Raw genomic sequence first — 19207 nt, 5'->3', positions numbered from 1 at the left:
GGCGGGGCCTCACCATACGGTCTGCTGATCTCCGCACTGTACCTGGCGAGGTTCCGTGCCGCCGCCCGGTCGCCGGGGGCGGCCGGGCGGCGGGGCCCTTCGGTCAGCGGCGCCGCACGTGGTCGTGGCCGACCTGGATCTCGTCGATCTTGAGTCGCCGGTAGAAGTTCGGGGCGCCCGGAGCGCTCCAGGTGGTGGCCACGTCCAGCTTCAGATAGCGGGTCCGCAGTGCGTCGCCGAGGTCGACGAAGCGGATGCCCCGCGCGCTCTCCAGCTCGCCCGCGGCGACCCGGCGCCAGCGCTCGCCGTCGTCGCTGGCGGACACCGTGTAGTCCTTGATGCGGGCGGAGTCCTCGGGCCTGCCGAAGGTGGAGCGATTGTGGGTGGGAGACCACTCGCGCTGGTTGACGCCGAGGTACGCGGCCTTCTTGACGCGGCCGAGATCGAGCGTGAAGGAGGCGGGCAGGGCGCCTCCGTTGTCCGTGTACGTGGTGAAGTCGCCGTCGGTGAGCTGCGGTTGGCTCGCCTTGACGGAGCCGGTGGGGTACACGCCGTAGCGCTGCGGGGCCGTCTCGACCTTGAAGACGGTGTCGTAGGCGTCCCAGTCGTCGATCGAGCGGATGGTGAGGCTGCCGTCCCGCTGGCCGAACGGCAGGCGCTCGCCAGTGCGCAGGTCGGTGACCTCGGTGACGCGGTGGCCGTTGTCGCGGAGCGCGACCCGGTCGCCGCCGGTGGGCCGGGTGGTGACGTGGACGTACTGCGTGGCGGGCCGGGCGCGGCTGACGGTGACGTAGCCGTACGCGCCGTCGTTCCAGGCGCCGGGCTGCATGCCGCCGTGGGCGTAGCCGCCGCCGTCGACGCCGTGCAGGGACTCGCGGATCGGTGGCAGGTAGCCCTTCATGAAGTCGGTGAACTTCCGCTGCTGGGGCGGGAAGCGGCCGTCGACCATGGCTTGGAGGTCCATGAGGGACTTGATGGAGCTGCCCGCGTTGGCGACGTACCGGCCGACGTTGAGGCCCGTGTCGACGGGGCGGTCCTGGCCGTCGTACCACCAGGCGCCGGTGCTCGGCACCTTGTAGCAGGACTCGGTCAGGCGCGGCATGGGCGTCCAGATCGCCGACGGCTGGTCGTAGGGCGGGGTCATGCCGGTCTTCTGCTCGTGGGACACCATGTCCATGATCGGGGTGTCCTCGTTGTTGTTGCTCAGGGTCAGGTCCGGGCGTCGCTCGCGGATCTGCTCGTAGAGCTCGTGCTGCTCCCAGTACTCGTTGTCGTTGTCGATCCAGAAGCCCGACAGCTTCGGGTAGCCGTCCATGACCTCGAAGAAGTTGTCGTAGCTGAACTCGCCGAAGCCGGGGCGCGTGGTGAGGTCGACGTCGCGGCCCTTGTGGGCGGAGTACGCGGCCGAGTCGAGGGTCTCGACGCCCTGCTCGTCGTGCCACTTGGGGTCGTCGGTCATGTAGAGGATGGTGCGGACACCCTTCGCCGCGCCCGCCGCGATCAGTTCACCGAGGAAGTCGCGCCGCGTGGAGCAGGAGCCGGGGATCTTCGAGGGCCAGGGGCGGGCGTAGCCGAGGCGGGAGTGGAAGGTGGCGAGGACGAGGTAGCTCGCCCCCAGTTTCCTGGCCTCGTCCACCCAGTAGTCGGGCGTCCAGCCGCCGTCGGTGACGGCCTTCTCCCAGGCCGCGCAGTCGTCGTGCCGGGGGCTCGTGAACATGCCCCAGTGCAGGAAGAGCCCGGCGGTGGCGTCCCGCAGCGGCTGCTGGCGGGGCGGGTCGGCGACGGTGTCCCCCGGCCGGGCGGTGGAGCTGCCGCTCCCGGCGAACAGCAGCCCGCCGACGAGGGACAGGACGGCGGCCCACAGGGGCAGGGCGCCACGGCGTCTCATGGATGCACCTCGGTTCCGTGGTTCCGTTGACGAAGCGGCTGGGCGCCTCAGCACGGGGTCGCCCGGGCTGTCCGGTTGCCCGGGCCGCCCCCGCCTCATCGGATGAATCACCACCAGGGCTCTACGACGTTGCTGGGGTTCGGCCCGGCCACGTGCGAGGACACCGAGATGGGGGCACCTCCCCGACCGAGTCGCCCGAACAAGGTCCTGCGATACATCGGAGCTGTCAAGACAGTGCGCCCGGGGAATCACGAAGGCGCAGCTCAGACGCGACTCGGCCCCGGGGGCCGGGCCTACGGCCGCGCTGGGGCGGGGCTCGGCCGGGGGCTGCGCCGGGCGTGGGCCTGGCTGCCGCCTGCCGGGGGGCCGCCCGGCCGGGCCCTGTCTTGACGGCAGGGCGGCACCTGGCGCTGTGCCCACCCGTCCCGCCCTGCGGGACGATTGCCCACAGCGGGGCGGGCCGCGTTCCGCGCTACGGGAGGGCCCACCCGCCCGCCCCCACCCGGGCCGTGCGGGGGAAGCACCCACCGGGAGCGGAGCCGGGAAGCGCGAAGCGTCGGGGCCGGGCCCACGAAGCAGGGGTGTTACGGGTGGGCGGGCGGGAAAATCCGCCGCGGTAGCGGCGGGCACGACACGGACGGACAGCGCAACGCGTCGGGGCCGGGCTCGCGCAGCACGGGCGTCACGGGTGGGCGGGCGGGAGAAAACCCGCCGCGGTAGCGGCGGGCACGACACGGACGGACAGCGCAACGCGTCGGGGCCGGGCTCGCGCAGCACGGGCGTCACGGGTGGGCGGGCGGGAGACAACCCACCGCGGTAGCGGTGGGCGGCGGCACCCGCAGGAAGCGCAACGCGTCGGGCCCGGGCCCACGAAGCCCGGAAGGTACGGGTGGGCGGGAAGACCGGACCTGCGCCCCGCCGCCGCCGAGGCCCCGCCTCAGCTGATCGTGACCTCCGGCTCGCCCGAAGCGACCCCGTCCTTCTCCATCTGCTCCGCGATCTTCATCGCCTCTTCGATCAGCGTCTCCACGATCTTCGACTCGGGCACCGTCTTGATGACCTCACCCTTCACGAAGATCTGCCCCTTGCCATTGCCGGACGCCACCCCGAGATCAGCCTCACGCGCCTCACCCGGACCATTGACGACACAGCCCATCACCGCCACCCGCAGCGGCACCTCCATGCCCTCAAGCCCCGCGGTCACCTCGTCCGCCAGCTTGTACACATCCACCTGCGCCCGCCCGCACGACGGACACGACACGATCTCCAGACGCCGCTGCCGCAGGTTCAACGACTCCAGGATCTGGATGCCCACCTTGACCTCCTCCGCCGGAGGAGCCGACAGCGAAACCCGGATCGTGTCCCCGATCCCCTCCGACAACAGCGCACCGAACGCCACCGCCGACTTGATCGTGCCCTGGAACGCCGGACCCGCCTCCGTCACACCCAGATGCAGCGGATAGTCACACGCCGCAGCCAGCTGCCGGTAAGCGTTGACCATCACCACCGGATCGTTGTGCTTCACCGAGATCTTGATGTCCCGGAAACCGTGCTCCTCGAACAGCGAGGCCTCCCACAGCGCCGACTCCACCAACGCCTCCGGCGTGGCCTTGCCGTACTTCGCCAGCAGACGCTGGTCCAAAGAGCCCGCGTTCACCCCGATGCGGATCGGCGTACCGGCCTCGCCCGCGGCCTTCGCGATCTCCTTGACCTTGTCGTCGAACTGCTTGATGTTCCCCGGGTTCACCCGCACCGCCGCACACCCCGCGTCGATCGCCGCGAACACGTACTTCGGCTGGAAGTGAATGTCCGCGATCACCGGAATCTGGGACTTCCGCGCGATCACCGCCAACGCGTCCGCGTCATCCTGCGTAGGACACGCCACCCGCACGATCTGACAACCGGACGCCGTCAGCTCCGCGATCTGCTGAAGCGTCGCCCCGATGTCCGACGTACGCGTCGTCGTCATCGACTGCACCGACACCGGAGCGTCCCCGCCCACGGCCACCGAGCCGACCTGGATCTTGCGGCTGACCCTGCGGTCGGCCAGCTTGGTCGGAACGGACGGGATTCCGAGAGAAACGGCAGTCATCTGGCGTGCATCCCCAAGTGTGGATCAAGGTCCCGAGTTCGGCGGGCTCCGGGCTTCGCGGCATCGCGCTGCAACATCGCTTGTTCGCGGGTTCGAGATTACGGCACCCCACAGGCCCCAAGCACATCCCGCCCCGATGTCCACCCGTTGGCGGGCCGTACCGCACATACGAAGGCGGCCGGGCACACACGGTGCCCGGCCGCCTCAAACTCCGTACGGTCAGGAAATTCTGACCGGATTCACCACATCGGCGATCAGGACCAGAATGGTGAAGCAGATGAAGATCCCCGCCACCACATAGGCGACCGGCATCAGCTTCGCCACGTCGAACGGGCCGGGGTCCGGTCGCCGCAGGACCTTCGCCGCGTTCCGGCGCAGCGACTCCCACACCGCACCCGCGATGTGGCCGCCGTCCAGGGGCAGCAGCGGCAGCATGTTGAACAGGAACAGCGAGAGGTTGAAGCCGGCCAGCAGGAACAGCATCAGCGCGATCTGGTTCTGCGGCGGGATGTCCAGGGTGAACACCTCGCCGCCGACCCGGGCCGCGCCCACCACGCCCATCGGGGAGTCCTGCCCCCGCTCCCCGTCGCCGAAGGCCGCGTCCCACAGGTCCGGGATCTTGGAGGGCAGGGCGACGATCGACTCGACGCCGTTCTCCATCATGTTGCCCATGCGGTCGACGGACTCGCCGAAGGACTGCTGGACGATCCCGGAGGCGGGCGTGAAGCCGAGGAATCCGGCGTACACGTACTTGCCCTCGACGTAGCCGCCGTCGCCGTCCGTCTTGCTGACCTGGTTCTTGATCAGGTTGGCGTGCAGGTCGACGCGCTTGCCGTCCCGCTCGACGGTGATGGTGGCGGGGCCGATGGTCTCGCGGATCCGCGACTGGAGCGCGGACCAGTCGTCCACGTCCTTGCCCTGGAAGGCGACGATCTTGTCGCCCGCCTTGAGGCCCGCGGCCTTGGCGGGGGCGGGCTTGTCGCCCTTCTCGCACGTGGCGCGGTCCTGGCCGGCCTCGATGACGCAGTCGGAGACCTTGCCGACCGAGGTGGTCTGGGTGCTGATGCCGAAGGTCATCATCACGCCGAGGAAGATCACCACGGCCAGGATCAGGTTCATGAACGGCCCGGCGAACATGACGATCACGCGCTTCCACGGCTTGCGCGTGTAGAAGAGCCGGGACTCGTCACCGGGCTTGAGCTCCTCGAACGCCGCCGAGCGGGCGTCCTCGATCATGCCGCGCCAGGGCGAGGTGGACCGCGCCTCCAGCCTCCCGTCGGGTCCCGGCGGGAACATGCCGATCATGCGGATGTAGCCGCCGAGCGGGATGGCCTTGATGCCGTACTCGGTGTCGCCCTTCTTGCGGGAGAAGATCGTCGGGCCGAAGCCGACCATGTACTGCGGTACGCGGATGCCGAACATCTTCGCGGTCGACAGATGGCCGAGCTCGTGCCAGGCGATCGAGAAGAGCAGCCCGATCACGAAGACGACTATGCCGAGGATCATCATCAAGGTCGTCATGCACGAGCCTCCGCGGTCGTCTGGGTCGAAGCCGTCAGTTCCCGGGCCCGGGCCCGGGCCCAGGTCTCCGCTTCGAGGACGTCCGCCACGGTCAGCGAGGTTCCCGTCCGCGGCGTGCCGTGCTCGGCGACGACCCGGGTGACGGTCTCCATGATGCCGTTGAACGGCAGCGTGCCCGCCAGGAAGGCGTCCACGCACTCCTCGTTGGCGGCATTGAACACCGCCGGGGCCGTGCCCGCGAGCTCCCCGACGTGCCGGGCGAGCCCCACCGACGGGAACGCCTCGGTGTCCAGCGGGAAGAACTCCCAGGTGGAGGCCTTCGTCCAGTCAAACGCGGGCGCCGCGTCCGGCACCCGCTCGGGCCAGCCGACGCCGATCGCGATGGGCCCGCGCATGTCCGGCGGGGTCGCCTGGGCGAGCGTGGAGCCGTCGGTGAACTCGACCATGGAGTGCACGTACGACTGAGGGTGTACGACGACCTCGATGCGGTCGAAGGGGATGTCGTAGAGGAGGTGGGCCTCGATCACCTCCAGGCCCTTGTTCACCAGGGTCGCCGAGTTCACCGTGATCACCGGGCCCATCGCCCAGGTCGGGTGCGCGAGCGCCTCCTCGGGCGTGACGTCGGCGAGCTCGGCCTTCGTCCGGCCGCGGAAGGGGCCGCCGGACGCGGTGACGACGAGCTTGCGGACGTCGGCGCGGGTGCCCGCGGCGAGGGCCTGGAAGAGCGCGGCGTGCTCGGAGTCGACCGGGATGATCTGGCCGGGCTTGGCGAGCGCCTTGACCAGCGGGCCGCCGACGATCAGCGACTCCTTGTTGGCGAGCGCCAGCGTGCGGCCCGCCTCCAGGGCGGCGAGCGTGGGCGCGAGGCCGATGGAGCCGGTGATGCCGTTGAGGACCGTGTGGCAGGGCGAGGCGGCGAGCTGGGTGGCCGCGTCCGGGCCCGCCAGGATCTCGGGCAGCGGCTCCCCGGCCCCGTACTCCTCGCGCAGCGCCTCGCGGAGCGCGGGCACGACGTCCTCGCGGGCGACCGCGACGGCCCGCACCCGCAGGCGCCTGGCCTGCTCGGCGAGCAGCGCGACCCGGCCGCCCGCGGCGGACAGGGCCGTGACCCGGAAGCGGTCGGGATTGCGCAGCACGAGGTCGATCGCCTGCGTGCCGATCGACCCCGTGGAGCCGAGGACGACGATCTCCCGCGGCCCGGCGGCGGTGCCGGGGTCGAAGACGCGGTGCGGGTCGGCGAGGGGTGCGGGGCTTTCGCTCATGCCCACCATTGTGGCGTGTGCCCTCGCCGGGAGGTCCCAGGCCCGCCCCTTCCCCCGGCCTCAGCGGATCGGGCGGTGGACGTTCTCCCTCCGGCTCGCCCCGGGCGTCGCGTCGGCGATCCACGGACCGTCGTCGCTGGGGTCGATCACGCCCTGCTCCAGCCAGGTGTACGTACCGGCGAGCACGCCCTTGACGACCTTGCGGTCCAGGTCGTCGGTGTTGGTCCACAGACGCCCGAACAGCTCGTCGACGCGGATGCGGGACTGGCGGCAGAACGCGTCGGCCAGCTGGTACGCCTCGCGGCCGTGGTCCTCGGTGGTGCGCAGGAGGTCGGCGCGCACGCACGCCGCGCTCATCGCGAACAGCTCCGCGCCGATGTCGACGATCCGGCCGAGGAAGCCCTGCTTGGTCTCCATCCGGCCCTGCCAGCGCGACATCCCGTAGAACGTGGAGCGGGCCAGGCGCCGGGCCGCGCGCTCGACGTAGCGGAGGTGCCCGGACAGGTCGGGGTGCCCGGCCGGGGCGAAGTCGGCGTACGCGCGCGGGAGCTGGCCGGGTCCGGCGACGAGCCTGGGCAGCCAGCGGGCGTAGAAGGCCCCGGCCGCGGCTGTGGCCCTGGCCTTGTCGGACAGGGTCTTGTCCGGGTCGATCAGGTCGCCCGCCACCTTCAGATGGGCGTCGACGGCCTCGCGGGCGATCAGCAGGTGCATGATCTCCGTGGAGCCCTCGAAGATGCGGTTGATGCGCAGGTCGCGCAGGATCTGCTCGGCCGGTACGGCCCGCTCGCCGCGGGCCTTGAGGGACGCGGCGGTCTCGAAGCCGCGGCCGCCGCGGATCTGCACCAGCTCGTCGGCCATGAGGCAGGCCATCTCGGAGCCGTACAGCTTGGCGAGGGCGGCCTCGATGCGGATGTCGTTGCGGTCCTCGTCGGCCATCTGCGAGGACAGGTCGAGTACGGCTTCGAGGGCGAAGGTCGTGGCCGCGATGAAGGAGATCTTCGCGCCGACGGCCTCGTGGTGCGCGACGGGCTTGCCCCACTGCTCGCGGGCGCCCGTCCACTCGCGGGCGATCTTCAGGCACCACTTTCCCGCGCCCACGCACATCGCGGGCAGCGAGAGGCGCCCGGTGTTGAGGGTGGTCAGGGCGATCTTCAGGCCCGCGCCCTCCGGGCCGATGCGGTTCGCGGCGGGGACGCGGACCCGGTGGAAGCGGGTGACGCCGTTCTCCAGGCCGCGCAGGCCCATGAAGGCGTTGCGGTTCTCGACCGTGATCCCCTCGGACGCCGCCTCGACGACGAACGCGGTGATGCCGCCCTTGTGCCCCTCGGACCGGGGCACGCGCGCCATGACCACGAGGAGGTCCGCGACGACGCCGTTGGTCGTCCACAGCTTCACGCCGTCCAGGACGTAGTCGTCGCCGTCGGGCACGGCGGCCGTCGCGAGCCGCGCCGGGTCGGAGCCGACGTCCGGCTCGGTGAGCAGGAACGCGGAGATGTCGGTGCGGGCGCAGCGCGGCAGGAACGCGTCCTTCTGCTCCTGGGTGCCGAAGATCTTCAGCGGCTGCGGGACGCCGATCGACTGGTGCGCGGACAGCAGGGCGCCGAGCGCGGGGCAGACGGAGCCGACGAGCGCGAGGGCCTTGTTGTAGTACACCTGCGTCAGACCGAGGCCGCCGTACTTCGTGTCGATCTTCATGCCGAGCGCGCCGAGCTCCTTGAGGCCGTTGACGACCTCGTCCGGGATGAGCGCGTCCCGCTCGATGCGCTCCCCGTCGATCTCCGTCTCGCAGAAGTCGCGCAGCTTGGCCAGGAACTCCTCGCCGCGCTGGGCGTCCTGGGTGGCGGGCAGCGGGTGCGGGTGGATCAGGTCGAGGCGGAAGCGGCCGAGGAAGAGCTCCTTGGCGAAGCTGGGTTTGCGCCAGTCCTGCTCACGGGCTGCCTCGGCGACCTGGCGGGCCTCGCGTTCGGTGACCGAGGGCTTCGACGCGGGAGACGGGGGTGGGGTGGTTGGTGCGGTCATGAGGCTCACCTCGCCGCGAGTCGGGATCGTGGACCGATCATGAATCGGCGTAGAACCGGACGATGGTTACTCACCGGTGCTACTCGATCGTTGGTACCCGATTCCGCCCGTCCTCACCAGCCCTCGCGCAGCGAATGCACGGATACGGCCGGAGCCCCCCGCCGTGTGCGGGGGGGGCTCCGGCCGTATCCGTGTCGGTCGGTGCGCTACAGCGCCAGACCGGTGAGGACCAGGACGCGCTCGTACGTGTAGTCGTCCATGGCGTAGCGGACGCCCTCGCGGCCGACGCCGGACTGCTTCACGCCGCCGTACGGCATCTGGTCCGCGCGGTAGGAGGGGGCGTCGCCGATGACGACGCCGCCGACCTCCAGGGCGCGGTGGGCGCGGAAGGCCGTCTGGAGGTCGTGCGTGAACACGCCCGCCTGGAGGCCGTACTTGGAGTTGTTCACGGCGTCGAAGGCGGCCTGCTCGCCGTCCACCTTCGTGATCGTGAGCACCGGTCCGAAGACCTCCTCGTGAGCGAGGGTGACGTCGCCCGGCACGTCGGCGAGGACGGTCGGCGCGTACGTGGCGCCGTCGCGCTTGCCGCCGGTGAGCAGCGTGGCACCCGCCCGGACGGCCTCGTCGACCCAGGACTCCACCCGCTTGGCCGCGTCCTCGCTGACCAGCGGGCCGACGTCGGTCTTCGGGTCGGACGGGTCGCCGGTCACCTGGGCCTCGACGGCCTCGACGACCTTGGCCACGAGCCGGTCGTGGACGGCGGCGTCGGCGATGACCCGCTGCACGGAGATGCAGGACTGGCCGCCCTGGTAGTTGGAGAAGGTCGCGATGCGGCTCGCGGCCCAGTCCAGGTCCTCCTCGGCGGAGAAGTCGCCGAGCACGACCGCCGCGCCGTTGCCGCCGAGCTCCAGGGTGCAGTGCTTGCGCGGCACCGAGTCCATGATCTGGTAGCCGACCTTGTCGGAGCCCGTGAAGGAGATGACCGGGAGGCGCTCGTCCTGGACGAGGGCGGGCATCTTGTCGTTGGCGACCGGCAGCACCGACCAGGAGCCCGCGGGCAGGTCCGTCTCGGCGAGCAGCTCGCCGAGGATCAGACCGCTGAGCGGGGTCGCGGGGGCGGGCTTGAGGATGATCGGCGTACCGACCGCGATCGCCGGGGCGACCTTGTGGGCGCACAGGTTCAGCGGGAAGTTGAACGGCGCGATGCCGAGGACGACGCCCTTCGGGAAGCGGCGGGTGAGCGCGAGGCGGCCCTGGCCGCCCTGGTCGGTGTCCAGGCGCTGGGCCTCGCCGCCGTTGAAGCGGCGGGCCTCCTCGGCGGCGAAGCGGAACACCGAGATGGCGCGGCCGACCTCGCCGCGGGCCCACTTGACCGGCTTGCCGTTCTCGGCGGAGATCAGCTGCGCGATCTCCTCGGTGCGCTCGACGAGGCGCTCCGACACGTGGGCGAGGGCGGCGGCGCGGACGTGGGCCGGGGTGGCGGCGAACTCGTCGCGGACCGCGTAGGCCGCGGCGACGGCCTCCTCCACCTGGGCGTCGGTCGGGACGGCCGCCTTGCCGACGAGTCGCCCGTCCCACGGCGAGGTGACGTCGAGCGTGGTCTCACCGGTGGCCTGGCGACCGGCGACCCAGAAGGCGTGAATGGAAGTCATACGAATCCCGGCCCTTCGCGGAGGTTCGTCTTCAGCAGTACGGGGTCCACCGTAGGGGTGGAGGTTTCGACGGGGGCTTGTCCGAGTCGGCGTAGTGACGGCTGCCCGCGCACCGGATTGTCAGGGCTGCCCTCGCGGGGCGCCCCAGACCCGCCCCTTCCCGAACAAGGGGGCTGCGCCCCCTTGGACCCCCGCTCGTCGGCGCTGCGCAGGGCTAGTCCGCCGGTGTCGTCGCCTTCAGGGACAGCCACAGTTCCATCCGGACGTCCGGGTCGTCCAGGGAGCGGCCGAGGATCTCCTCGACCCGCCGCATGCGGTAGCGCAGCGTGTGCCGGTGCACGCCGAGGTCCGCGGCCGCCGCGTCCCACTGCCCGTGCCGCGACAGCCACGCCCGCAGCGAGGCGACCAGGTCCCCGCGCCCCGTCGCGTCGTGCTCGCGCAGCGCCCGCAGGAGCCCGTCCGCGAACGCCCGTACCGCCTCGTCCGCGAGCAGCGGAAGGACCGACCCCGCGGCCAGCTCCTCGTGCTCGACGAGGGCCTTGCCGCGCCGCCGCGCCACGGAGAGGGCCTGCTCGGCCTGTTTGTAGGCGGGGGCGGCCGCGACGGTCCCGGCGGGCGCGGAGAGCCCCATCAGGAGCCCGGGCCCGTCGGCCGGCTCGGGGCGCCCGACCTCGACCCGCGCCACGTGCTCGACGGCGGCGCGCTGCGCGGCCCCGCCGTCGGCGACGAGCAGCACGAGCCGCTCGCCGTACGGCACGACGAGGAGCGCCTCGCCGAAGCGCGCGGCCGCCGACTCGACGGCGTCGACGAGCCCCGCGGACCAGGCGCCCTCCTCCTCGGCGGCCGGGGGCGTCGCGGACTCGGCCACCACGAGCCGGAAGGGCGCGTCGAGCAGCTCGCCGTACAGGTCACCGGCGACGGCCAGCGCGTGGTCCGGCTCCCCGGCGAGCAGCATGCGCAGGACGGCGGAGCCGACGCGGGCCTCGGCGGCGTGCAGGGAGCGGGAGCGCTCGGTGGTGAGGGTGAGCAGGGCGATCGCGGAGTGCACGGCGTAGCGCTCGGCGGTGCCGAGGGTCGAGGCCGTGCCGACGGCGAGCGCGGCGCGCGGCCGCCGCCCGGTGCCGAGGGAGTGCAGTTCGACCCGGTCCTCGGCCCCGGCCACGACGAGGCTCGCGGGGGCGGTGCGCTCGCGCAGGCGCTCGACGTCCGGGGTGAGCCGGGCGGCGCGGCGGGCGGCCCACTCGGGCGCGGTGGCGACGACGGCCCCGGAGGCGTCGTACAGCGCGGCCCAGCCGTCGACCTGTCCGGCGAGCGCGCCGAGCAGCCCGTCGGGGCCGTCCCCGAGGGCCTGCCGGGTCAGCTCGCGCTGGGCGGCGAAGCCCGCGGTGACGGCGCGGTACTGGTCGGCGGCGATGGCGGCCGACACGGCCTTGCTGATGGCCAGGAAGGGGGTGCGGCGGGGCACCTCGATGAGCGGCAGGTCCTCCGCGGTGGCCGCGTCGACGAGGGCCTCGGGGATGTCGGGGTAGTTCACGCCGACGGCGAAGCCGAGGCCGACGACGCCGGCGCCCGCGAGCCGCTTCACGTACCGCCGCATCGCCTCGGGGTTCTCCGCGTCCAGCTGGAGGGCGGTGACGAGGAGCAGTTCGCCGCCCTCCATGTACGGCACGGGGTCGGCGAGCTCGCTGACGTGGGCCCAGCGCACGGGGGTGTCCAGGCGGTCCTCGCCGGCGCGCACGGTGAGCTTGAGCGCGGAGTGCTGGACGAGCGAGGCGAGCGTGGGGGGCATGGGACCTTCAGGTCGTACGACGGCGGGGGCGGGCGCCGGGGCGGCGGACCGCGTGCGGGTGGTGGGGCGGCGGTCGCGGCGGCGGACGGCGGTCACGTGGGCGCCCGGCGAGCGCACCGTGCGGCACGTGATCTCTTGGCCGCCGCGTATGACGGCTACCGTCGATTCTGCCTCACCGTACGGTCGCCACGGGCGCCCTGCCGGGTATATCCCCCGCCGAAACCCGGGGGCTCCGGCCCGTCAGCTCCGCAGGTCCACGAGGAGCGGCGGCGCGTGCTCCCCCCGTACGTCCGTCAGCGAAAGGACCGCGTGCCCCGGCGGCACCGCGTGGGCCAGCTCGGAGGCGGACCAGCGCTCGCGCTCGACCTGGCGGACGGTGACCGCGCGGGCGGTCGGCGCGCGTCCGGTGATCACGCGGCGCAGCACGTGCAGGACCTTGCCCGCGGGGGTCTCGGCGATGATCTGCCGGTCGGTGACGTCCCGTGCCTCGGTCCACTCCTTGCCCCAGACCTCCGCGAAGTCCTGCCCGTCCCAGGGGGTGAGCCCGGACAGGGCCATGCGGCAGCCGATGGCGCCGAGCAGCGGCGTGCGCAGCGGGCGCGGCACGTCGTCGAGGGTCCGCAGGGTCATGACGACCCCCGCGTTGGCCGACCTGAGCCGCTGGACGCGGCGGACCGCCTCGGGGGTGACCGTGCCGGTGGCGTCGTCGAGGACGAGGCAGGCGAAGAGCGAGCGGTCCTCGCGGGCGGCGGCGCTGGACGTGAACTGGGCGAGGACGAGCCGGGCGAGGATCCGCGAGGCGTCGGCGTGGCCGCGCTCGGGCAGGTCGATGCGGACCCGCACCGGGTGGTCGAGGGCGCGCAGCGAGAACGGGGTGCTCCGGCCCGAGGTGTCGAAGAAGGCGGCGAACGCGGGCCGGTCGAGCAGGGCGAGCCGGTCCGCGAGGGTGGCGCCGATGTCGCCCGGGTGCCCCGACTGCCGCGCGCGGGCGTCGAGGTCGCGCAGCATGACCTCGTGCCCGAGCTCCAGGAGCGCCTTGCGGAGGGCGTCGAGCGGCTCGGGGACGCCGTCGAGCAGGGCGCGCAGCTCGGGCACGGAGGGGAAGCGGCCGTTGACGGCCTGATACGGGCCGAGGAGCTGGGCGAGGACGGTCGTGGAGCGGCGGGTGTCGGCGCCCAGGTGCGGGTCGACGAGGTCGCCGACGAGCGCCTCGGCGAGCACGGCCGCGGCCTCGTCCGGGTCGGTGGCGCCGCCGTACAGGTCGAGGTCGTACTCGGACTCGGGCTGGCCGATGCGGACGACCACGTCGTAGTCGTCGCCGGGGCCGAGCCCCGCGCCCGCCGCGCCGACCACCACGACGGCGGCGCGCCCGGCGAGCGCCTGGAGACACAGGCCCTCGGCGATCGGCCAGACCACGCTGCCGGTCTTGCCGGAGCCCGCGGGGCCGACGGCGAGCAGCGAGGTGCCGATCAGCCCGGGGCCGACGGCGAGGCCCGCGCCCCGGTAGGCGTACGGGTTGCGCGGGTCGTCCACCGTGGTGCCGAGCCGCACCTGCGCGGTGGCGAGGTCGTGCCGGGCGGCCCGCGCGGGCAGGTCCCGGTCCCCGGAGGGGTGCGGGCAGGCGGCGGCGCCGTCGCGCACGACGGCGTCGGTGAACGCGGCGAGGGAGTTGTTCCCCGAGCGCACGGAGCGCCAGGCGCGGGCGATGCGGGCGGCGTCGATGTCCCGCATCAGCCCCGCGCGGGCGTCGGCGGCGAGCCGGTCGGCGGCGGCCCCCGCGCCTCCGGCCCGCAGCTTCGGCCACTGGGCGGGGTCCTCCTCGGGCGCGGGCTCGGCCTCCACCGGCGCCTTGGTGCGCAGGCGCGGGGCGACGAAACGGCGCCAGATCTCGTCCCAGCGGCCCACCTTGCCGACGCCGATCATGATGGCGAGCACGACGAGGAGGGTGTAGCCGTCCCAGACGAGGAGATTGACGAACTTGCTGTCGCTGTACCGCCAGGAATCCGGTGTGAAGAGCTCAAGCGGAACGATCCACCAGCTGCCCAGGTAGTTGTTGTTGAGCAGCGACCAGATCAGCCAGCCCACGAGGAACGCGATCCCCGCGCCCGTCAGGAGCTGCCGGGTCGGGATGACCTCGGGCTCCTGCTCGGGCCGGGACGTGTGCCCGAACCGCCAGATGCCGGGCGCCGCCTTCGGCCGGGGCGTGCGCAGCCAGGCGAGGAACTCCTCGCCCCGGGGCTGCGGCGGCGCGCCCGGCGCCCGCGCGGGCCGGGGCGGCGCGGCGGGAGCCGCCTCCCCCGTGGCGCCGCCGCGCGGCGGCGCCACGCGCGGCACCGGAGTGGCGTGCGTGCCGCGAGCGTCGTACGTGCCGTCGGAAGTCATGGCCCTTGCCCCCTGACCTGCCCTGTCATGGCCCTGTGTGCTGGTGCGCGGCTCAATCTAGTGCCCGTGTGCCGCCGTTGGGCCGCGCGCACGCCGATCACACCACGGGCCGGGCCCCGCGACGCCCGCCGCATGGCTATGTCCACCACGGACAACCGCCACGCCGAACCCCTCCCCCGTGGAGCATGCCCGCCGCCACCGCCCGCCCCTAACCTGCGGAGAAAGACCAAGAATGCGTCCGGAAAGCCGCTGTGCCCCGAGGACGTCCGCACGACCCACCACCCCCAGGAGCTCTCATGACCGCTATTCCCCAGGAGCGCCGCGTCGTCACCGCCATTCCCGGGCCGAAGTCCCAGGAGCTGCAGGCCCGCCGCACGGCCGTGGTGGCCGGTGGCGTGGGCTCGGTGCTGCCCGTGTTCACGGCCCGCGCGGGCGGCGGCATCATCGAGGACGTCGACGGCAACCGCCTGATCGACTTCGGCTCCGGCATCGCGGTGACCAGCGTCGGCGCCTCCGCCGAAGCCGTCGTGCGCCGCGCCTCCGCGCAGCTGGCGGACTTCACCCACACCTGTTTCATGGTCACCCCGTACGAGGGCTACGTGGCGGTGGCCGAGGCCCTCGCCGAGCTCACCCCGGGTGACCACGCCAAGAAGTCGGCCCTGTTCAACAGCGGCGCCGAGGCCGTCGAGAACGCCGTCAAGATCGCCCGCGCGTACACCAAGCGCCAGGCCGTCGTCGTCTTCGACCACGGCTACCACGGCCGCACGAACCTCACGATGGCCCTGACGGCGAAGAACATGCCGTACAAGCACGGCTTCGGCCCGTTCGCGCCCGAGGTCTACCGCGTGCCGGTGGCGTACGGCTACCGCTGGCCGACCGGTGCCGAGAACGCCGGGCCCGAGGCCGCCAAGCAGGCCATCGACATGATCAACAAGCAGGTCGGCGCCGACAACGTCGCCGCGATCATCATCGAGCCGGTGCTCGGCGAGGGCGGCTTCATCGAGCCCGCCAAGGGCTTCCTGCCGGAGATCGTGAAGTTCGCGGGCGACAACGGCATCGTCTTCGTCGCGGACGAGATCCAGTCCGGCTTCTGCCGCACCGGCCAGTGGTTCGCCTGCGAGGACGAGGGCATCGTCCCGGACCTGATCACGACGGCCAAGGGCATCGCGGGCGGCCTGCCGCTCGCCGCCGTCACCGGCCGCGCCGAGATCATGGACGCCGCGCACGCGGGCGGCCTCGGCGGCACCTACGGCGGCAACCCGGTGGCCTGCGCCGGCGCGCTCGGCGCCATCGAGACGATGAAGGAGCTCGACCTCAACGCCAAGGCGAAGGAGATCGAGTCCGTCATGAAGGCCCGGCTCTCCGCCATGGCCGAGAAGTTCGACATCATCGGCGACATCCGCGGCCGGGGCGCGATGATCGCGATCGAGCTGGTCAAGGACCGCGCGACGAAGGAGCCGAACCCGGAGGCGACCGGCGCCCTCGCCAAGGCCTGCCACGCCGAGGGCCTCCTCGTCCTGACCTGCGGCACCTACGGCAACGTCCTGCGCTTCCTGCCGCCGCTGGTGATCGGCGAGGACCTCCTGAACGAGGGTCTGGACATCATCGAGGCCGCGTTCGCGACGGTCTGACCGCCCCGGCGCGCACCCGCGCGCGCCGCGCCTGTCTGGACCTCTGGCGCCGGGGCCGTCCCACCGTGGGGGCGGCCCCGGTGCCGTTCGGGGCGCACCTCCTGACATGTGCGGATCTCGCCCGGTACACCGCTCGTGACCTGGGGTGACGGTCAGGGCCTGTGAAGAAGGTGTGGGAGCCCCATGGCGGGACGTGCTTCCGGCTGTCGGCCCCCGAGCTACTGACGTACGGTTTCTGCAGATGAGAGAAACACCCCGTTCACGGGAGACCGTGGGCGACACCAGGTCGGAGCCTCCCCAGCCCCGCCCTGGGCGTGCCTTCGCGCACACACCTGGAGCCATGCGCTCCGGAACTCCTCACCGATCGGATGGCCGCCCGCCCCAAACCCCCCGGGGCGCGCGGCAGCCCGGTCCTCTCGGCCGCCCCGGAACTACCCCCCCTGTTCCGGGGCGGCCGACCCTTTCCCTGCTCCTCCTCGCGGTGAGCGGCCTTCTCTTCGCCCTCCTCACCTGGCAGATCGCCACCGAAGGCCCCGTGCGCCGGCTCGACGAACGCCTCGGCCGCGCCCTCTCCGGCGCCCTGCTCCCCCGTCCCGTCGCCGAACTCTTCGCCGACCTGGGCAATGTCGCGGTCGCGCTGCCGGTGCTCGCCGCCGCCCTCGGGTACGCGGCGTGGCGCGGTTTCCGTGCCGGGGTGCGGCGCTGGTGGCTCGCGCCCCTGGTCGCGGCGCTCGCCATGGCCGCGGTGCCCGCTCTGGTCGTACCTCTGAAGGCCGCGGTCGACCGCGGCGCCCCGCCGGGCATGGACGGCACCGGCTACTACCCCTCCGGGCACACGGCGACCGCCACCGTCGCCTACGGCGCCGCCGCCCTGCTGCTCCTGCCCTTCCTGCGCGCCCCCCGCACCCTGACCGCGGTCTGCGTCCTGCTGAACCTGGCCGTGGGACTCGGCCTGGTCGTCCGCGGCTACCACTGGCCCGCGGACGTCCTGGCGAGCTGGCTGCTGTGCGGGGGGCTGCTCGGGGTCGTGTCGCTCAGCCGAAGTACGCGTCGAAGTTCTTCGAGAACTGCCAGTTGTTGAAGCGGTCCCAGTTGATGGACCAGGTCATCAGGCCGCGCAGCGCGGGCCACTTGCCGTGGGGCTTGTAGGAGCCGCAGTTGGTGTTCTTGGTGAGGCAGTCGAGGGCCTTGTTGACCTCGCCGGGCGGGACGTGGCCGTTGCCCGCCTGCGGGGACGCGGGCATGCCGATGGCGATCTTCTCCGGAGGCAGGGGAGGGAAGACGTTGGCCGTGTTGCCCTTGACCGGGAAGCCGGTGAGGAGCATGTCGGTCATGGCGATGTGGAAGTCGGCGCCGCCCATCTGGTGGTACTGGTTGTCGAGGCCCATGATCGGGCCGGAGTTGTAGTCCTGGACGTGCAGCAGGGTGAGGTCGTCGCGCAGGGCGTGGATGACCGGCAGATAGGAGCCCGCGCGCGGGTCGCCGCCCCACTGGCCGGGGCCGTAGAACTGGTAGCCGAGCTGCACGAAGAAGGTCTCGGGCGCCATGGTGAGGGTGAAGCCGGGGCCGTACTTGGCCTTCAGGGTCTTCACGGCGGAGATCAGGTTGACGATCACCGGGGTCTTGGGGTTCTTGAAGTCGCTGTCGCCCGCGTTGAGGGAGAGGGAGTGGCCCTCGAAGTCGATGTCCAGGCCGTCGAGTCCGTACTCGTCGATGATCGCCGACACGGAGGCGACGAACGTGTCGCGGGCCCGGGTGGTGGTGAGCTGGACCTGGCCGTTCTGCCCGCCGATGGAGATCAGGACCTTCTTGCCCTGGGCCTGCTTGGCCTTGACGGCGGCCTTGAACTCGTCCTTCGTCTCGACGTTCGGGCACTCGGTCTTGGGACAGAGGCCGAAGCGGATGTCGCCGGAGGTCGAGGAGGTCGGCTCCCCGAAGGCCAGGTCGATGATGTCCCAGCTGTCCGGGGTGTCGGCGAGGCGCGTATAGCCGGAGCCGTTGGCGAAGCTGGTGTGGAGGTAGCCGACGAGGGTGTGCGCGGGGAGGGCGTTGCTCTCCGCTGCCGCCTGCGGACTCTGGACCGCGAGCAGCCCGGCGACCGCGAGCACGAGCGCCCCCAAGGGGCGCGGGGAACTGCGCGACCAGCCACGACGGACCCGCGGGCGAGAAACGAGTGCCACAACTGCCTCCATGGGTGGGGGTGTTGGAGAGCAGGACACACTCAAGTTGGTCCAGACCAATGCTCTTGTCAAGTCCCTGTCACTCACCGGATGGGGTCACTCGGAGTCCGGCCCGTCCGGGGGGCGCGGCCCGTCCGGGTCGCCGGGTGCGCCCCAGGCGTCCCGTTCGGCCCGCGCGTCCCGCGCGATGTGCGCCGCGGCCTCGTGCATCGCGAGCTCCAGGAGCGCCGGATCGACCAGCGTGCCCGAGCCGTCCGGCGGGATCAGCCAGCGCACGGCACCCGTGGAACGCCCCGGGAAGGGCACGACGATCCAGGTGCCGCGGCCCGCGCCGCGCACCCCCGTGCCCACCCAGCGGGCCACCGTGCCCGGGGGCACGAAGAAACCCATCCGGGCGTCGCCGAAGTCGGCGAGCACCGGTCCCGGGCGGTCGACGACCCGCGTCAGCACGTCCAGCGTGGGATAGCCGAGCTCACCCGGCAGGATCAGTACGTCCCAGAGCCTGCCCGCCGGGAGCAGCGCGACCCCGAGGGGGTTGCGCTCCCACTCCCAGCGGCAGGCCTCCGGATCCGGTGCCACCGACACCAGCCACTCCACCGCCGATTTAGCGCCCGAACCGTTCATGGTCGGACCTCCCTGTCTTCGTGTGCCGTACGAATGCCTGACACGAGGGAGAGGGCTTCGGGGGCCGGGCGTTACGCGGATTCAGCTACTGACTGGTAGTGAAGCGTGTCACAGCACGGCGAGGGCGTACGCCGGTGGACAACGGCGGGCGGATGTCCACCCGCGCG

At 72.4% G+C, this 19207-nt stretch carries 12 protein-coding genes; 2 read left to right on the top strand and 10 right to left on the bottom strand.

Annotation, left to right across the window (positions count from 1 at the left end):
- Window positions 1–103 precede the first annotated feature (103 nt).
- The 8 genes from MQV74_RS29510 to MQV74_RS29475 all read right to left on the bottom strand — a co-directional run bounded on the left by MQV74_RS29510 (window position 104) and on the right by MQV74_RS29475 (window position 14605).
- Window positions 104–1888: an alpha-L-fucosidase gene (locus MQV74_RS29510; protein ID WP_242724402.1), complete on the bottom strand. Its 1785-nt coding sequence runs from the start codon at window positions 1886–1888 to the stop codon at window positions 104–106.
- Between the two features lie 937 nt (window positions 1889–2825).
- Window positions 2826–3980 (bottom strand): flavodoxin-dependent (E)-4-hydroxy-3-methylbut-2-enyl-diphosphate synthase, encoded by a 1155-nt coding sequence (gene ispG / locus MQV74_RS29505; protein ID WP_242724401.1) that lies wholly within the window; start codon window positions 3978–3980, stop codon window positions 2826–2828.
- A 219-nt stretch (window positions 3981–4199) separates the two neighbouring features.
- Window positions 4200–5501, bottom strand: coding sequence for a M50 family metallopeptidase (locus MQV74_RS29500; RefSeq protein ID WP_242724400.1), 1302 nt, complete (start codon window positions 5499–5501; stop codon window positions 4200–4202).
- A complete protein-coding gene (gene dxr, locus MQV74_RS29495; protein ID WP_242724399.1) occupies window positions 5498–6763 on the bottom strand; it encodes a 1-deoxy-D-xylulose-5-phosphate reductoisomerase in 1266 nt (421 codons plus the stop codon). Before dxr ends, MQV74_RS29500 begins: the two co-directional genes overlap by 4 nt.
- A gap of 60 nt (window positions 6764–6823) precedes the next feature.
- Complete coding sequence (locus MQV74_RS29490) at window positions 6824–8782, bottom strand: acyl-CoA dehydrogenase family protein (protein ID WP_242724398.1); 1959 nt, start codon at window positions 8780–8782, stop codon at window positions 6824–6826.
- A gap of 206 nt (window positions 8783–8988) precedes the next feature.
- The gene (locus MQV74_RS29485) at window positions 8989–10434 is read right to left on the bottom strand and encodes an aldehyde dehydrogenase family protein (RefSeq protein WP_242724396.1); all 1446 of its coding nucleotides are present in this window, start codon (window positions 10432–10434) and stop codon (window positions 8989–8991) included.
- Window positions 10435–10648: 214 nt separating this feature from the next.
- A complete protein-coding gene (locus tag MQV74_RS29480; protein WP_242724394.1) occupies window positions 10649–12223 on the bottom strand; it encodes a PucR family transcriptional regulator in 1575 nt (524 codons plus the stop codon).
- Window positions 12224–12463: 240 nt separating this feature from the next.
- The gene (locus MQV74_RS29475) at window positions 12464–14605 is read right to left on the bottom strand and encodes an ATP-binding protein (RefSeq protein WP_242724392.1); all 2142 of its coding nucleotides are present in this window, start codon (window positions 14603–14605) and stop codon (window positions 12464–12466) included.
- 296 nt (window positions 14606–14901) lie between these two features.
- On the opposite strand from MQV74_RS29475, the gene gabT reads away from it, so the two are divergent.
- Both gabT and MQV74_RS29465 read left to right on the top strand, forming a co-directional pair.
- Window positions 14902–16236: a 4-aminobutyrate--2-oxoglutarate transaminase gene (gene gabT, locus MQV74_RS29470; protein WP_242724390.1), complete on the top strand. Its 1335-nt coding sequence runs from the start codon at window positions 14902–14904 to the stop codon at window positions 16234–16236.
- A gap of 481 nt (window positions 16237–16717) precedes the next feature.
- Window positions 16718–17317: a phosphatase PAP2 family protein gene (locus tag MQV74_RS29465; protein WP_308402327.1), complete on the top strand. Its 600-nt coding sequence runs from the start codon at window positions 16718–16720 to the stop codon at window positions 17315–17317.
- Here MQV74_RS29465 and MQV74_RS29460 read toward each other — a convergent pair.
- Both MQV74_RS29460 and MQV74_RS29455 read right to left on the bottom strand, forming a co-directional pair.
- Window positions 17271–18416 (bottom strand): chitinase, encoded by a 1146-nt coding sequence (locus tag MQV74_RS29460; protein WP_374120713.1) that lies wholly within the window; start codon window positions 18414–18416, stop codon window positions 17271–17273. The two genes, MQV74_RS29465 and MQV74_RS29460, sit on opposite strands and share 47 nt — an antisense overlap.
- A 96-nt stretch (window positions 18417–18512) precedes the next feature.
- On the bottom strand, window positions 18513–19040 hold the full coding sequence (locus MQV74_RS29455) for a hypothetical protein (RefSeq protein ID WP_242724386.1): 528 nt from the start codon (window positions 19038–19040) through the stop codon (window positions 18513–18515).
- Window positions 19041–19207 lie beyond the last annotated feature (167 nt).

Origin of the sequence: Streptomyces sp. AN091965 (assembly GCF_022698285.1) — a bacterium.
Classification (GTDB): Bacteria; Actinomycetota; Actinomycetes; order Streptomycetales; family Streptomycetaceae; genus Streptomyces.
The sequence above is the reverse complement of the archived record's forward strand: the minus strand, read 5'-3'. Positions and strand labels throughout refer to the sequence as shown.

Excerpts from the sequence above, each read along its gene's own strand:
- MQV74_RS29490 (WP_242724398.1), bottom strand. The coding sequence starts at position 8,782 with ATGACCGCACCAACCACCCCACCCCCGTCTCCCGCGTCGAAGCCCTCG.
- MQV74_RS29455 (WP_242724386.1), bottom strand. The coding sequence starts at position 19,040 with ATGAACGGTTCGGGCGCTAAATCGGCGGTGGAGTGGCTGGTGTCGGTG.
- MQV74_RS29510 (WP_242724402.1), bottom strand. The coding sequence starts at position 1,888 with ATGAGACGCCGTGGCGCCCTGCCCCTGTGGGCCGCCGTCCTGTCCCTC.
- MQV74_RS29475 (WP_242724392.1), bottom strand. The coding sequence starts at position 14,605 with ATGACTTCCGACGGCACGTACGACGCTCGCGGCACGCACGCCACTCCG.
- MQV74_RS29485 (WP_242724396.1), bottom strand. The coding sequence starts at position 10,434 with ATGACTTCCATTCACGCCTTCTGGGTCGCCGGTCGCCAGGCCACCGGT.
- MQV74_RS29480 (WP_242724394.1), bottom strand. The coding sequence starts at position 12,223 with ATGCCCCCCACGCTCGCCTCGCTCGTCCAGCACTCCGCGCTCAAGCTC.
- ispG (WP_242724401.1), bottom strand. The coding sequence starts at position 3,980 with ATGACTGCCGTTTCTCTCGGAATCCCGTCCGTTCCGACCAAGCTGGCC.
- dxr (WP_242724399.1), bottom strand. The coding sequence starts at position 6,763 with ATGAGCGAAAGCCCCGCACCCCTCGCCGACCCGCACCGCGTCTTCGAC.
- MQV74_RS29500 (WP_242724400.1), bottom strand. The coding sequence starts at position 5,501 with ATGACGACCTTGATGATGATCCTCGGCATAGTCGTCTTCGTGATCGGG.
- gabT (WP_242724390.1), top strand. The coding sequence starts at position 14,902 with ATGACCGCTATTCCCCAGGAGCGCCGCGTCGTCACCGCCATTCCCGGG.